The 14077-nt window shown below is 66.8% G+C and carries 12 protein-coding genes; 4 read left to right on the top strand and 8 right to left on the bottom strand.

The genetic code is table 11. From position 1 onward, the window contains the following. Window positions 1-195 precede the first annotated feature (195 nt). Both I7X12_RS04040 and I7X12_RS04045 read right to left on the bottom strand, forming a co-directional pair. Window positions 196-714, bottom strand: coding sequence for a peroxiredoxin family protein (locus tag I7X12_RS04040; protein WP_198062589.1), 519 nt, complete (start codon window positions 712-714; stop codon window positions 196-198). A gap of 97 nt (window positions 715-811) precedes the next feature. Further along, entirely contained in the window at window positions 812-1504 is a 693-nt protein-coding gene (locus tag I7X12_RS04045; RefSeq protein WP_198062590.1) for a hypothetical protein, read from the bottom strand. A gap of 80 nt (window positions 1505-1584) precedes the next feature. Here I7X12_RS04045 and I7X12_RS04050 point away from each other — a divergent pair, with 80 nt between their 5' ends. The 3 genes from I7X12_RS04050 to I7X12_RS04060 all read left to right on the top strand — a co-directional run bounded on the left by I7X12_RS04050 (window position 1585) and on the right by I7X12_RS04060 (window position 4691). After that, the gene (locus I7X12_RS04050; RefSeq protein ID WP_198062591.1) at window positions 1585-2565 is read left to right on the top strand and encodes a prenyltransferase; all 981 of its coding nucleotides are present in this window, start codon (window positions 1585-1587) and stop codon (window positions 2563-2565) included. Window positions 2566-2636: 71 nt separating this feature from the next. After that, a complete protein-coding gene (locus I7X12_RS04055) occupies window positions 2637-3443 on the top strand; it encodes a DUF547 domain-containing protein (protein ID WP_198062592.1) in 807 nt (268 codons plus the stop codon). 276 nt (window positions 3444-3719) lie between these two features. After that, complete coding sequence (locus I7X12_RS04060; RefSeq protein WP_198062593.1) at window positions 3720-4691, top strand: metallophosphoesterase family protein; 972 nt, start codon at window positions 3720-3722, stop codon at window positions 4689-4691. Window positions 4692-4809: 118 nt separating this feature from the next. Here the strand turns inward: I7X12_RS04060 and I7X12_RS04065 are convergent, their stop codons facing one another. From I7X12_RS04065 to I7X12_RS04085, 5 genes are read right to left on the bottom strand one after another with little or no spacing between them, the layout of a single operon-like run. Beyond that, the gene (locus tag I7X12_RS04065) at window positions 4810-6138 is read right to left on the bottom strand and encodes an ABC transporter ATP-binding protein (RefSeq protein WP_198062594.1); all 1329 of its coding nucleotides are present in this window, start codon (window positions 6136-6138) and stop codon (window positions 4810-4812) included. Then, a complete protein-coding gene (locus I7X12_RS04070) occupies window positions 6135-7286 on the bottom strand; it encodes an ABC transporter ATP-binding protein (protein ID WP_198062595.1) in 1152 nt (383 codons plus the stop codon). Before I7X12_RS04070 ends, I7X12_RS04065 begins: the two co-directional genes overlap by 4 nt. Then, window positions 7283-8740 carry an ABC transporter permease gene (locus I7X12_RS04075; RefSeq protein ID WP_198062596.1) on the bottom strand — a complete coding sequence of 486 codons (1458 nt, stop codon included), beginning with the start codon at window positions 8738-8740 and terminating at the stop codon, window positions 7283-7285. Before I7X12_RS04075 ends, I7X12_RS04070 begins: the two co-directional genes overlap by 4 nt. A 1-nt stretch (window position 8741) precedes the next feature. Then, the gene (locus I7X12_RS04080) at window positions 8742-9761 is read right to left on the bottom strand and encodes an ABC transporter permease (RefSeq protein WP_198062597.1); all 1020 of its coding nucleotides are present in this window, start codon (window positions 9759-9761) and stop codon (window positions 8742-8744) included. 58 nt (window positions 9762-9819) lie between these two features. After that, window positions 9820-11637: an ABC transporter substrate-binding protein gene (locus I7X12_RS04085; RefSeq protein WP_198062598.1), complete on the bottom strand. Its 1818-nt coding sequence runs from the start codon at window positions 11635-11637 to the stop codon at window positions 9820-9822. A gap of 468 nt (window positions 11638-12105) precedes the next feature. Here I7X12_RS04085 and I7X12_RS04090 point away from each other — a divergent pair, with 468 nt between their 5' ends. Then, window positions 12106-13140 carry a phosphate signaling complex PhoU family protein gene (locus I7X12_RS04090; RefSeq protein WP_198062599.1) on the top strand — a complete coding sequence of 345 codons (1035 nt, stop codon included), beginning with the start codon at window positions 12106-12108 and terminating at the stop codon, window positions 13138-13140. Between the two features lie 39 nt (window positions 13141-13179). On the opposite strand, the gene I7X12_RS04095 is transcribed toward I7X12_RS04090, so the two are convergent. Then, on the bottom strand, window positions 13180-13998 hold the full coding sequence (locus tag I7X12_RS04095; RefSeq protein WP_198062600.1) for an inositol monophosphatase family protein: 819 nt from the start codon (window positions 13996-13998) through the stop codon (window positions 13180-13182). Between the last annotated feature and the right edge of the window lie 79 nt (window positions 13999-14077).

A 14077-nucleotide genomic window follows, 5' to 3' on the forward strand; every position in this document is an offset into this window, starting at 1 on the left:
CTAGGATACTCTGGATGCTCGATATGTTTTAAAATCTTGCATTGGTAGCCCGGAAAGGGCCGGGCCGCGATCCTCGCGTCGCTACAGCGATGACGACGACCGCATCAGGCGACGACCGTATCAGGCGACGACCGTATCAGGCGACGACCGCATCAGGCGACGACCGCATCGGTCGTCTATCGCGGGCTCGGGCGTTCACTCCGCCGGGGGCGGGTCGCCGCCGGCGGTCCGGTGCTCGTCGATCACGTCGAGTAACTCGTCGATCTCGGGGCGGTCGAAGGTGGACCGGCCGCTGTAGGTGTAGACGGCTTCGGAGTCGGCGCCGCTCCGGTCGACGACCACGACGCGGGGCATCCGACCCAGAAAGTCGGAGAGGTCGCCGAGGAGGCCGAAGCGGACGGGCTGGTCGTATGCGTCGGCGACCGACGCCTCCGAGTCGGCCAGGAGCGGATACGGCAGGTCGTACTCGGCCTGCCACTCGGCGACGCGGTCGAGCGGCTCCGGGACCACCGAGACGGGCTCGGCGTCGCGCGTCCGAAACGCCGCGACGCGCTCGGCGACCGCCTGCACCTGACTGCGACAGTTCGTGCAGTAGTGGTCGCGCTGGAAGAACAGGACGACGAACCGGACGTCCGACGAGAGGTCAGCGAGCGAGAACGGATCCGGTCCGACGGCCGCGTTCGGCAGCGAGAACTCCAGCGGGGCTGACTCCATCGTGCAGAGAACTCGGGGCTCCAAGTGCTTGGTCCCTGCTATCGCCGCGCGAGCCGCGGGGGTCTCGGTCCCGACCGGTCCTCGGTCGGCCGGGATCTCAGCCGAAGCGCTCGGTCACGTCGGCCCTGGCCTCGTGGACGACGCGCTGCTCGGCGCGGTGCATCGCCCGGAGGGCCTCGTCGGTGTAGTCGAGCGATACCGTCGGGAGCGTCCCCGTCAGCGGGCCGCCGAGCACGTCGGCGGGGTCGATCCGCACCTCGAACGCCAGCGCCTCGCGGTGGCGCCGGAGCGGGCCGGTGAACGGCACGACCGTCTCGACGAGCGCGAGCGCCTCCTCCCGGTCGAACGCGGCGCGAACCGCCGGCCAGAACGCCGATTCGGGTCGCTCGACGACCGGCGCGACGCCGTCGCCGAGCCGCTGGAGGCGAGCGAGGACGTCTTCGACCACGGCGCGGCGCTCGTCGGGGCCGACGGTCGGGGCCAGAGCGTCGACCGCGCTGTCGTGTTCGAGCAAGTCGGCCTCGAACGCCTCGATCGGCTCGTCGCTCTCGACGTACGCGAGGACGACGCGGAACTGCTCGACCGCGCGCTCGCGGTACGCTGCCAGCTCCGGGTCGACGACGCGTCGCTCCAGCGCGTCGGTGTTGCGGCGCAACCGGTCGACGAGGACGCCGCCGGGACCCAGTCCGGTCCCCCGGAGCGCACGCGCGACGCTGAACTCCCGGCGGGTCGCCTCGGCCGTCCGGTCGACGAACGTCTCGAACCCCTCCAGCGCGGCCGCCCGTGTCATCTACCGCCGGTTCGGGCGCCAGCGTCATCCACCCTTCGGTGGCCGACAGACCTACGCCGGCGTAGGCCGCACGTGTCGTCGTGTCGCCCCCATCCGTCCGATCGCGCGTCGTCGAGCGGCTCCCGCGGCTGTGGGCGCTGTGGGCGGCGAGCCGGCCGAGCCAGGTCGCACTCGTCGGTCTCGTCTACCTCCTGGGGGTCGGGATGTCGACGGCCGGGGCGCCGCTGGTCGCGGGGTCTGCGACGGCGTCGACCGTGGCGGACGCCCTGGCGCCCGAGTTCGTCTCGCGCGTGCTCGCCGGCGCGCTCGCGCTGCTGTCGGTCACGGTGGCCGTCCACTACGCGAACGAGTACGCCGACGCCGATACCGACGCGCTGACCGACCGCACGCCCTTCTCCGGGGGCAGCGGGGCGCTCGTCCGCACCGGACTGGCGCCGTCCCTGCTCGGGCGAGCGACGGTCGGCGCCTGCGTCGTCGCCGCGCTGGCGGTCGTCGCCGTCGCCGCCAGCGGGCTCGTCACGCCCGTCGCGGCGGGCCTGCTCGTCGCGGCGCTGGTCGCCGGGCTGTCGTACTCGCTGGCCCCGCTCGCGCTGGTCCGGCGCGGCGTCGGCGAACTCGTCAACGCGACGCTCGGAGGCGTCCTCCTCCCGGTCTACGGGGTCGCGGTCGTGGCGACGCCGACCGCGACCGCCGCGCTCGCGACCCTCCCGTTCGCGTCGGTGGTCGGCTGTAACCTCCTGGCGACCCACTGGCCCGACCGGCGGGCGGACGGGGCCGTCGGCAAGCGGACGCTCGCGGTCCGCTGGTCGTCCGACCGGATCCGACGGGCGTACGCCGGCCTCGCCGGCGCCTCTGTGGCCGCCACGGTGGCGCTGTGGTGGGGCGGCGTCTTCCCGACCACCGTCGCCGTCGCTCACCTGCTCGCGGTCCCGTTGCTACTGCGAGGGTGGGCGGTGCTCACGCGACGGCCCGACCCGCTCCCGTCGGTGCTCGCGATGGTGGTGACCGCGCTCGCGACGACGGTCGCCTGGTGGGCGGTCGGGCTCGGCGTCGCCTCGTGACTCCGAGAACGTCGCGCGCGCCGCTCCCGACCGCGGACGGTTTTTGTCGCCGCGTCCCGTGTGGCCGAACGATGGGAGACACCTCCGGCGACGACGGGCGACCGGCCGGCGGCGGGCCCGAGGCGGAGCGAACGCCGACCCCCGGGCCCGCGAACGAGGACGGGCCGGCCCCGTCGGACCCGACGACGCTGGCTCGCGAGCTGCTCGAACGGGTGCGCCGCCGGGAGCCGACCGAGCCCCTTCTGGGAGCGCTCGCCGACCTCGACGAATCGGCGCTCGCCGCGGTCGGGGACGACCGCCGGACGGGGCTGGCCTTCTGGCTCGACGTGTACAACGCGGCCGCCCAGCGCCTGCTCGAGCGCCGACCGGGCCTGTTCGACTCGCGGTGGCGGTTCTTTCGAGCACCGGCGGTCACGGTGGCCGGTGTCGAGTTGAGCCTCGACGACATCGAACACGGCCTCCTCCGTGGCGGTCGCTCGAAGTACGGTCTCGGCTACCTCCCGCGGCTCGGTCGGACCGGCCTTCCCGGGTCGTACCGGCTCGACCCCGACCCCCGCATCCACTTCGCGCTGAACTGCGGCGCGGCGAGCTGTCCGGCGATCCTGGCCTACGACCCGGCGACAGTCGACGACGCGCTCGACGACGCGACCGCGGCGTACCTGGCCGACACCGTCGAGTACGACCCCGAGCGCGACCGCGTGCGACTGCCCCGGGTCTGCCTGTGGTTCGTCGGCGACTTCGGCGGCCGGTCGGGCCTCTACACGTTTCTCCGTGAATTCGACCAGATCCCTGCCGAAGCGACGCCGTCGCTCCGATTCCAGGGGTACGACTGGGACCTCGATCCGCGCAAGTTCGTCGACCGAACGCGGGAGGAGTGATGCCGACCGATGCCGTCGCCGCTGTCGCGACGGGACGACCGGACGACCGGACGACGAGGCCACGCCGTCGCCAACGCAGTGGAGACGCGTGTACGCCGGTGACCCCGTTACGTCGTTATAATTTACTAGTAACTCTGTCAGTTTCCGTTCGTTCAGAGTTGCGTAGTGGTATACATAGGGCTGTTGAGCCCAGATCGAAAGTATGCATGAATATACTGCCACATTTTTGTATATTTTCCGATAAATCTAACCTTCCCGACCGCGATGGTACCGACGATGGTATCTGCTCAGTCCGAAGCGGTCGTCGCTCGTCTCGACGCTCCGACGGCGGACGACCGGACGCGTATCGCCGTCGTCTCTGATTCGCACGTCACTCCGCGTGCAGAGGGAACGGCGATGGTGTACCACCGAGCGGCCGACCGGCTCCGGACGGCGCTCGACGATGCAGAACAGCGCGGTGTCGACGCTATCGTCTCTCCGGGCGACCTGACCAAAGACGGTGCCCCGTGGGAGTACGACCAGCTCGACGATATCCTCGAGGGGATCGAGACGCCGTTTTTCGGCGTCCCCGGAAATCACGACGTCCCGAAGGCGTCCACCGAGACGTACAGATACGGGGACTCGCACGAGACGCCACCTGTCGATCGGTTCGAACGCGAGTACGCCCCCGACGGGACCATTCCGTTCGTCGAACGGGTCGGGCCGCTCGACGTCGTCGGTTTGAACACGGCGACACAGCCGGACGGGTCACTGAAAGAGACGCACGACGGGGCCGTCTCCGACGAGGACGTCGCGTGGCTCGAGGACACGCTGGCGACGGTCGAGACACCGGTCGTGCTGATGCATCACAACACGCCCGCGATGTACGACCAGTTCCGTGACCTCAGGGACGCCGCACACCCCGAGATGGGGCTCCCGCCGGTGATGCGGGACCCCGGACCGCTCGTGGACGTGTTGACCGATGCGGAGGTGCCGTTAGTCGTCTCCGGCCACCTTCACAATCTCGGGGTGGCGAAAACCGGCTCGACGTGGGAAGTCACGACACCGGCGACGGGGTCGTTCCCGCAGGCGTACCTCGTCTTCGAGGTCGATACGGACGGGACCACGGTCAGGTACGTTCCCGTCGCAGACACCGAGGGTATGACCGAAGCGCATCAGGCCAGACGGTCCGACGGCGTCACTTCGATGGCCTACACGTCCTTCGCGTCGATCCGACTCGCGACGCTGCCGCTCGTCGACGAGCGCTAGTTCGAGAGCTACTGTTTCGGGTCTCCGATCAGTGGAGCTCGCGATCGGTGCTGCCGGAAGACGACCTATCCCCGAAAAGTCCGCAAGTGTGTCACGATCGCCGATCGGTCTGCCCAGTTCACTCGCCAGTCAGGTCTGGCGGATCCGAATACGTCGGTCGATGGCGATGGCAGCGGCTGCGACGAGGGCCGTCCGTCACGGAGTGGCTCTCGGGGAACTCGTCGTCACAGACGCCACCGAACTCGGTAGAGAGCCGTGCGAGCGCCGCGTCCTCCCGCCCGTCGCTGGCCAGTCGGACCGCCTCAGACACGTGGTTTCGAGCGTCCTCGGGGATCGAAACGTCACTGAGCAGATCCGAGGCGAACTCGTCGATCGACTCGAACCGCGGAGATCGACCCACGAGCGACCGGATCCTGTCCCGGAGGCTGGGGTCGGTCCGTCCGCGCTCGCGGACGACTTCTGTGAGGATATCGATCGCGCGCCACGCCGCTTCGTCGAGGTGGTCGTATTCGGCTGGCCGGATCTTCGCCGGACACCGCGTGCTGAACGGGCAGCCCGACGGGGGGTCGCGAGGGCTCGGGGGACTGTTCCGAAGCGTGATCCGGTCGCGGCTCGCCGTCGGATCGGGGTCGGGGATCGCCGAGACGAGCGCCTTCGTGTACGGATTCGCGGGAGCGCCGAACAACTCGCCGGCCGGGCCTCGCTCCATGATCGCGCCGAGATACATCACGGCGACGCGGTCACAGAGATGGCGCACGACGCCGAGGTCGTGTGCGATGAAGACGTAGGTGAGACCGAACTCCGCCTGCAGGTCGGCGAGCAGGTTGAGTACTTTCGCCTGGACCGAGGCGTCGAGCGCCGAGACCGGTTCGTCGAGGACGAGAAAGTCCGGTTCGGGTGCGAGCGCGCGTGCGATAGCGATTCGCTGTTGCTGCCCGCCGGAGAACTGGTGGGGATACCGATAGAAGTGCTCGCGCTGGAGCCCGACCGTATCGAGCAAGTCGAAGACTCGCTCGCGCCGCTCGCGTTCGGTCTTCCAGTCACGGACTTCGAGCGGTTCCGCGACGACTTCCCCGACGGTCAGCCTGGCGTTGAGGCTCGATTCGGGGTCCTGAAAGACCATCTGCGCGTTCCATCGCCACTGCTCTCGTGCCTCGCCGCTGAGTTCGTCGATCGCCTGCCCGTCGTACCGAACCGTCCCCGCGGTCGGCGTCTCGAGGCCGACGAGCGTGCGCCCGAGCGTGGTCTTTCCGCAGCCCGATTCGCCGACGAGGCCGAGCGTCTCGCCACGTCGGACCGTTAGGTCGACGCCGTCGACCGCCTTGACCGGCGACCCGCCGAAGAACCCGTCGTCGGTGTAGTGTTTTTTCAGCCCCGATACCGCGACGAGCGCCTCCGCCGTCGACGAAGCGCTCGGTTCGCTCTCGTGGTGACGTTGTGCAGTCATTGGTGGTCCTCGGCAGTGGGTTCGGAGTGGGTCCGGACGGCCCGTTCACGGGGCTGGTCGTCAGGATACAGGAGGCAGGACGCGGTCCGGTCTTCGCCGACGTCGACGTGGCGGGGGTGAACGTCGCGGCACGCGTCGAACGCCTCCGGGCACCGGGGTGCGAATCGACACTGCGTCGGTTCGCTGGTCGGTGTCGGGACGTCGCCCTCGATGGTCGGTAGATACTCGCTGTCGGGGTTCTGGCTCGGAATACTCGCCAACAACCCCCGGGAGTAAGGGTGTGCGGCCTCCTCGAACAGCGCCTCGACGGGTGCGTGTTCGACGACCTCTCCGGCGTACATCACGCTCACTCGGTCGGCGACCTCGGCGATGACCCCCATGTCGTGGGTGATGAACAGGAGCGCGAGGTCGCGCTCGACCTGGAGGTCGTCGAGCAACTCCAGTATCTGGGCCTGGATCGTCACGTCGAGCGCCGTCGTCGGCTCGTCGCAGACCAACACCTCCGGGTCGCAGGCCAGCGCCATCGCGATGAGTGCCCGCTGTTGCATCCCCCCCGAGAACTGGTGGGGGTACTCCCTGAGCCGCCGTGCGGGATCGGGAATCCCGACGGCGTCCAGGAGGTCGACGGCACGTTCGGTCGCGGCGCTATCGCCGAGATCGCGGTGGATCGTGAGCAGCTCCTCGATCTGGTTCCCGACCGTGTACACCGGGTTCAGACTGGCCAACGGGTCCTGGAAGACCATCGCGATATCGTCGCCCCGGACGGCGCGTAGCGCCGCTTCGGGCGCCGCCGCGAGGTCGACGTATCGGTCCGTCGGCCCGTCGAAGACGAACGCGTCCGACTCCGTGTGCGCGGACGAAGTCTCGACACGGTCGGGGTACCGTTCGGCGAGTGCAGTGACCGTCTCGGGGTGTCGGTACTTGATCTGTCCGTCCAGGATACGGCCCGGTGACTTCACCATCCCGGTCAGCGACCGCGCAGTCACGCTCTTGCCGGAGCCGCTCTCGCCGACGATCCCGAGCGTCTCGCCGCGACGCACCGAGAGGTCGACGTCGGAGATCGCGTGGACCGTCTCTTTGTCGGTGAAATACGCAGTACTGAGTCCCTCGACGGAGAGCACCGGGCGATCCGACGCCTCGTCGGTCACGCGCCACCTCCGACCGCGGCACCCTGTGAATCGGTGCTTCCCGATTCCGCCTGCGGGTCGATGGCGTCCCGGATCCCGTCGCCGAGCGCGTTGAACCCGGTCACCACGAGCGTGATCAGGAGACCGGGGATCAGAGAGATGTGCCAGGACTGGGAGGCGACGTACTGCTGTCCGGCGTCGACCGCTCGGCCCCACTCGGGCGTGGGCGGACTGATCCCGAGTCCGAGAAACGAAAGCCCGGCGATCGCGATGATCGCGCCGCCGAGCGACATCGACCCGTAGACGAGCAGGTAGCCGGTGACGTAGGGGAACATGTGTCGTCGCATCGTCGTGATCGGTCGCTGACCGTAGCTTCGAGCGGCGTCTATCCACTCCTCGTCGCCGACCTGGAGGGCGGGACCCCGGAGCGCCCGCCAGAGGAACGGCCACGACGTCGCCCCGTAGATCAGCGCGAGGAGTATCCCGCCGCTGTATAACTGACCGATCCACGTGTCGGAGAACAGCACCGAGAGCAACATGAGCAACAGCAGTTGTGGGAGCGACATGACCGAGTCACTGCCGATGACGAAGACCAGATCGACCAATCCCTTGTAGTACGCAGAGAGCAGCGCGAACGAGACCGCGATCACGCTCGCGAGCCCGACTGCGAGCAAGCTGATGACGAGCGACACGCGGGCACCGGCCGCCAGGAAGGTAAACAGGTCCTTGCCGCTCGGAAGCGTCCCGAACGGATGATACCGGCCGTACTGGTCGTAGGACAGCGGCCCGACGTTCCGGTCGGGGATCCCCCGGGACTGAGTCTGGCGGTTCGCGGCGCCGACCGTGGTCGATTCGACGCTCCCGGTCTCGGCGTCGTAGTACTCGATCTGGTGGCCGAACGGGTTGTTGATGTTCTGGTCGACGGTGGTCGTTCCGAGCGTGGGTGCGAAGACCGCGAGGACGAGGAACAGAAAGACGACGACCATGCCGAACTGTCCCCACCGGTGACGGCGGAGGCGATCGACGATATCGTCGAACGGCGTCCACTCGGCCGGCCGATAGTGACGGCGGTATCGCCTGTATCCGACCCAACACCAGCCGACGACGGCGACCGCGTAGGCGTACACGATCGCGACTCTGAGCACCCAGGCAGTCCGAGGTTCGAGGCCCGCGAACGTCCCGACCCACCGGTCGCCGTCGAAGTGGCCCGAGTTGGTGATCAGGTCGCGACTCGTCAGCGTCGGGATCGCGTTCGCTCGCTCCACGAGGCCGGACGACTGGACCCCGAACCCGAGCGCCTGCCAGAGTTCGCTCACCAGCGAGGCGACCGCCCCGAACTCGAGTGCGAAGAGAACGGTTGCGACTCCGGTCCACACGAGCGCCGGGCGGGGGTGATCCCGGAGCCGCTGGAGTGTCGGCTCGACGGCCGCAGTCGTGTCGGTGCTATCGTCGTGATCGGAGTGGTTCGAGTGCATGCTAGTCGGTGTATCCGATTCTGGGGTCGATGAGGACGTAGAGCAGGTCCTGCAGGATGTTGACCGCGACGATCAGGACGATGAAGACGACCATGAGCGACCCCACGAGGGGGAGGTCTCCCTGGATGGAGGCGCGATAGAACAGCCACCCCATCCCGTGGATACCGAACACCGTCTCGACGAGGACCGACCCGCCGAGCAGGACGAACGCCTCGCCGGTGATGATCGGGACGAGCGGGATGAGCGCGTTCCGGAAGACGTGTTTCCAGACCACGCGGTGGTTCGGAACGCCGTTCGCTCGCGCCGTTTCGACGTATTTCTCCGAGATGGTCTCGAGGACGGCCGTTCGACCGATCCGCATCTCGTTGCCCATCGACGCGGACCCGAGGACGACCGCTGCGGGGAGCACTTGTTTGACCGCCGCGAGGAATCCGCTCGGGGAGCCCAGCTCGGTCAGGTCCGGTGCGCCGGTGACGGTCACGTCGGGGCCCAGTTGCTGCCAACTGAACCCGAGAAGGGCGTCGGACTGGGACAACACCGAGACGAGAATGACCGCGAGCCAGAAGTTCGGCATCGCCCGCCACACGATACCGAGTATCGAGGCGACGTAGTCGGATCCCGTGTTCGCACGCGTCCCCGCGAAAAAGCCCAGCGGAACCCCGACGAAGATCGCGATCAGGACCGCCCAGAAGCCGAGCCAGATCGTCCGCGGGGCGTACGTCGCGATGAGACTCACCGTCCCGGTATTGGGAGCGATGACCCACGACTGACCGAGATCGAGTGTCACCAGCCCGCCGAGAAATTCGACGTACTGCTGCCAGAGCGGTTCGTCGAGGCCGAGCTGGGCTCGGATCCGCTCGTACTCCTCGGTCGCCGCGGCGTTGGTCGGATCGCCGAGGATGGCCGCGACGGGGTCGACCGGACCGAAACGGATCGCGACGAACGTGACGGTCGTCCCGAACAGCAGGACCGGAATCGACAGCCCGAGACGCCGGAAAAAATACCGCAGGCGACTCGTCATGTTCGGAGAGGGCGGTGTCGTGTCGGCGGTCGGTGGCGTGGGGGTACCATGCGTGTGCTCACCGGTTCAGGGAGAGCGTGTTGTACCGCTGGTTGCCCATCGGACCGTACATCCGGAGGTCCTCGACGTCGTTCCCCCAGTACTGCTGGCCCCGACCGTGGATCGTCGGTAGCTGCGCGATCCCCTGCCAATGGGCCTCTTCGAGTTCGATGTAGGCCTCGTTACGGGCGGCCTGGTGACGCTCGTTGGGACGGGGGTTGTCGAGGTACGTCTGCCAGGCCTCGTTGAACGCCCGGGTCGGTTCCGTCTGTCGACCCTCCTGGCCCCACCGGGCGAACGAAGACTCCTTCGACGCCGTCGAGTGGAAGTATCGGAGGAAATTGTCCGATTCGGGCCACTCCATCCCGTCGGAGTTGGTGAAGATGTCGAAGTTACCGTCGACGGCGCGGTTGATCATCGTCGAGAACGGCGTGCTCTGGATGGTCATGTCGATGTGCATCGACCGCGCCTGGTCGCGGAGCAACTCGGCGAACTGCTCGTAGGCGTTGGTCTGCATGTGAAGGAGCTCGATCTCGTACATGTCGTCCGGTCCGTAGCCGGCCTCCTCCATGAGTTCGCGACCGGCGTCGATGCGCGACTCGTCGTACCCCCACGGATAGTTCGCCCGTGCGTGTTCGTCGTACGCCTCGGGGCCGTCGGGGTAAACGGCCGGCGGCGTGACGTGATAGGCCGGTGTTCCGACTCCTTTGAAGATGTCGTTCGCGACCACGTGCTGGTTCATCGCGTACGCGATGGCGCGCCTGGCGGGTCGGTCGACACGGGCCGTCTGGAAGACGAGATACTGGGTGTTCAGTTGCGTCACCTGTCCGTAGTTGATCGTGTCTCCGCTCCGAGTGGGGCCGTAGGTCCCCTCCTGATACTCGCCGTCGTCCGATTCGATGGTGACCTTCGAGGGGTCGAACTCCGAGATGGGGATCTCGAAGACGTCGAGGTTTCCGTTCATCGCCCGATTGTACTTCGCCGAGGCGTCTTCGAGGATCGTGTACTCGATCGAATCGATGTTGGCGACGTCTCCGTGATACTCGTCGAATCGAGTCAGCGTGTACGACGACCCGCGGTTGAGGCTGTCGAACTGGAACGGGCCGGTCCCGTAGAGCGCCTCGTTGGCCCACTCTTCGTAGGCGAGTTCGCCGTCGTACCCCTCGATGTCTCCGACGATCCCTTCCGGAATCACGGAGAAGGCCTGTCCGGCGATCTGGACCATGGCGCTGTGGAACGGCCGCGAGAGATCGAACTCGAACGTGTAGTCGTCGACGGCCCGGACCGCGAGGCTATCCGGGACGACGTTCCCCTCGCCGTCGGTTTCGTGTTCGATGTTGAACGTATCGCCGGTGATGTCGTCGGAGTTGCGGGTTTCCGGAGACTCGGCGAGCCGACGCCAGGAGTAGACGACGTCGTGCGCGGTGAACTCGGACCCGTCGTGGAACGTGACGCCCTCTTTGAGCGAGAACGTAAACGTCGTTCCGTCGGCGGACATCTCGTACCCGGTCGCGAGGCGTCCCTCCGGCGGGAGATCACCGTCGGCGAAACCGAGCAGTGTCTCGAAGATCTGTGTCGCGTCGCCGCCGCCGCCTTTCCCTGCCGGCGGGTCCATCACACCGACGGGCTCGTCGGCGAGCCGGAGCGTCCCGCCGCTCGTCGTCTCCGTCTCCCCGCTCGTCTCGTCCTGGTCGTCGTCCGCTCCAGCATCGCCGGTCTCGGTCGCGTCCCCGTCGGACCCAGCCGCCCCGTCGTCGCCATCGCTCGTCCCGTCGCCGCCGTCACCGGCACCACCGCCATCGGCGGACTCGCTGTCCCCGCTGCAGCCCGCGATCACGGTCGCTCCCGCAGCCCCGGCGAAGCCGAGGAATTTCCGCCGTGTCGATTTCCGATTACGTTCGTCAGCGTCACGTGACATGAGTACACCCTGTGCTAAGATAGGTGAGTAAAATAGCGTTGCTATGAGGTGTCTCAACGGCCCTGAGAGCGTTCAGAGGCTATTTAGCGATCCGTATCGCTCAGATGCCTCGCCCCCAAACACTGTTACATATATCTGAAAAGACGGATATTGGGGGTTCATAGCACGTACTAATTTGACCGGGGACCAAGCCGGTAGCAGCCGAGAGATGAATGCCAGAATGCCAGAGACGTCTCCGGACGGGTGCGAAGCCCGGTCGTTCTCTCCGCTCGAGTCTCCGCACCTCGCGACCGATCGAACGTCCCACCAGCCGGACGACCGCAGTAGCTGGTCGGTCGGACCGGTCCCGTGGTGGCAGTACCGAACGTCGCGACCGGCGAACCACCCATGAGGGACGACAACTCGGATCCGGTCGAACGGAAAGTCCAGATCGCGGGTGGGTCCACGTTCACGCTCTCCTTGCCGAGGGAATGGGGGGTTTCGCAGAACCTCGGCAAAGGGGATTCGCTCTATCTGTATCAGGAGCGAGATCGGCTCATCGTGGCCCCGTCAACGCTCGAGGAAGGAGTACGGGCCGCCCGGATCGACGCGGTCGACAAGCCGGAAGACATCGTTCAGCGTCACATCAAAAGCGCGTATATCGAGGGGTACAACGAGATCAGAATCCGTAACGACGGTGCGGCCGGTGACGAAGTTCGTCGGAGCGTGGTTCGAACTGCGGGGTCGTTGATCGGCATGGAAGTCAGCGAGGCGACCGACGAGATCGTGATTCGCGACCACCTCGACGCCGGTGCGGTCTCGCTCGAACAGTCCATCGTCCAGATCCGGCAGCTCGCGTTGGGGATGCAAAGCGACGCAGCGGAGTCCGTCCGAATGAACGACGAGATGCTCGCACAGCGGGTCTCCGAACGCGACGATCACGTCGACCGGCTGTTCGCGTTCGTCGCCCGAGGACTCCACTGCGGTTTGAACGACATGAACGAACTCACGGAATTCGACGTCGACGGCAAGGCCGCTCTCTACTACTACAAGATCGCGAGGGAGCTCGAACAGATCGCCGACAAGGCCGAACGCATCGCCGGCGTCACAGAGACGCAATCGACTGCGCCGGACGAGGAGTTCGGGATCAGGTTCAAGGACCTCGTCTCGGAGGCGTGTACCGTCGTAGAGCGAGCATTGAAGAACGATTCGTCCGGCGCTTCGAACGCCTACGACGACCTCATGGGTCGTATCGACGTGGTCGAAGAGGAGCTCGCTCGCTGCTCCGATCCCGACGCCTACTGGTACGCGACGGTCGTCGAGAGTGTCCGTCGAACGGCGCAACTGGGCCTCAATATCGTCAACATGACCGTCGAATCGTCCGTGAACGACATGCTCTATTCGGGAACGCAGGTCGAGACCGACGCCGACGGTTCGAACTGACACGTTCCCCCCCCCGGTCTGCCGGGAACGTCCGTCCCCTCAGTTCTGTTCGGCCATCCGCCGCCCGACCGTTCGGAGTTCGTCGTGAGCGGCTCCGTTCGAAGCGACGAGGCCGGTGCTCCCCGCCGTCCACCGCTCGCCGTACACGTCCGTCACGACGCCGCCGGCCTCCCTGACGAGGTGGACACCGCCGACGGAGTCCCACGGGGAGACCACTGCCGGAGTCACGACTCCGTCGAGGGCGCCCGACGCCACGAGACCGAGAACGACCTGGAGGCTTCCGACCTGCCGGAGTTGACCGAAGCGTCTGAGCATCGCCGCGACGCCGTCACTGTACGCCGCTCTCTCACCCAAGTCGGGGACCACAGTGTACGCGACTGCGAACGTCTCGGGATCGGTTCGGTCGCTTACCGTTATCGGACGTCCGTTTCGAGTGACAGAGCCGCTATCGGCCACGTACGTGTTCTCCATCGCAGGAGCCACTGTTGCCGCAGCGATCGGTTCTCCGTCCGAGACGAGTGCGACGGCAGTCGACCACATCGGAAGCCCCCGGACGAAGTTGTACGTGCCGTCGATCGGATCCACGACCCACGCGAACCCGTCTTCCGGGACGGATTTACTGACGTCTCCCTCTTCGCCGACGAAGACGTCTTCCGGGTACCGGTTCTGTATCGCCGTTCGCACCGCTTTCTGCGCGGCTCTATCTAACTCGGTCACGACGTCGCCGGCGTTGACGACGCGCTCGGCCCCACCTTTCGTCTCCGGATCGACGTCGGAGCGAAACCCCTCGAACGCTATCTCGGCACCGTCGTTGGCGATGGACTCGACGCAGTCGATACGTTCGGTAGTGTTTGTCATCGATCGGTATCGTTCTCGGCCGTATGCCGTTCCGTTTCAATGGTTCGACTCTGTACCAGAGATCCACTCATGAGCGTCT

Source organism: Halosimplex litoreum (assembly GCF_016065055.1).
GTDB lineage: Archaea > Halobacteriota > Halobacteria > Halobacteriales > Haloarculaceae > Halosimplex > Halosimplex litoreum.

What these genes read in the sequence shown, in the direction of transcription:
- I7X12_RS04095 (WP_198062600.1), bottom strand. Translation starts at nt 13,998, where the DNA reads ATGACAAACACTACCGAACGTATCGACTGCGTCGAGTCCATCGCCAAC.
- I7X12_RS04045 (WP_198062590.1), bottom strand. Translation starts at nt 1,504, where the DNA reads ATGACACGGGCGGCCGCGCTGGAGGGGTTCGAGACGTTCGTCGACCGG.
- I7X12_RS04040 (WP_198062589.1), bottom strand. Translation starts at nt 714, where the DNA reads ATGGAGTCAGCCCCGCTGGAGTTCTCGCTGCCGAACGCGGCCGTCGGA.
- I7X12_RS04075 (WP_198062596.1), bottom strand. Translation starts at nt 8,740, where the DNA reads ATGCACTCGAACCACTCCGATCACGACGATAGCACCGACACGACTGCG.
- I7X12_RS04090 (WP_198062599.1), top strand. Translation starts at nt 12,106, where the DNA reads ATGAGGGACGACAACTCGGATCCGGTCGAACGGAAAGTCCAGATCGCG.
- I7X12_RS04055 (WP_198062592.1), top strand. Translation starts at nt 2,637, where the DNA reads ATGGGAGACACCTCCGGCGACGACGGGCGACCGGCCGGCGGCGGGCCC.
- I7X12_RS04065 (WP_198062594.1), bottom strand. Translation starts at nt 6,138, where the DNA reads ATGACTGCACAACGTCACCACGAGAGCGAACCGAGCGCTTCGTCGACG.
- I7X12_RS04060 (WP_198062593.1), top strand. Translation starts at nt 3,720, where the DNA reads ATGGTATCTGCTCAGTCCGAAGCGGTCGTCGCTCGTCTCGACGCTCCG.
- I7X12_RS04080 (WP_198062597.1), bottom strand. Translation starts at nt 9,761, where the DNA reads ATGACGAGTCGCCTGCGGTATTTTTTCCGGCGTCTCGGGCTGTCGATT.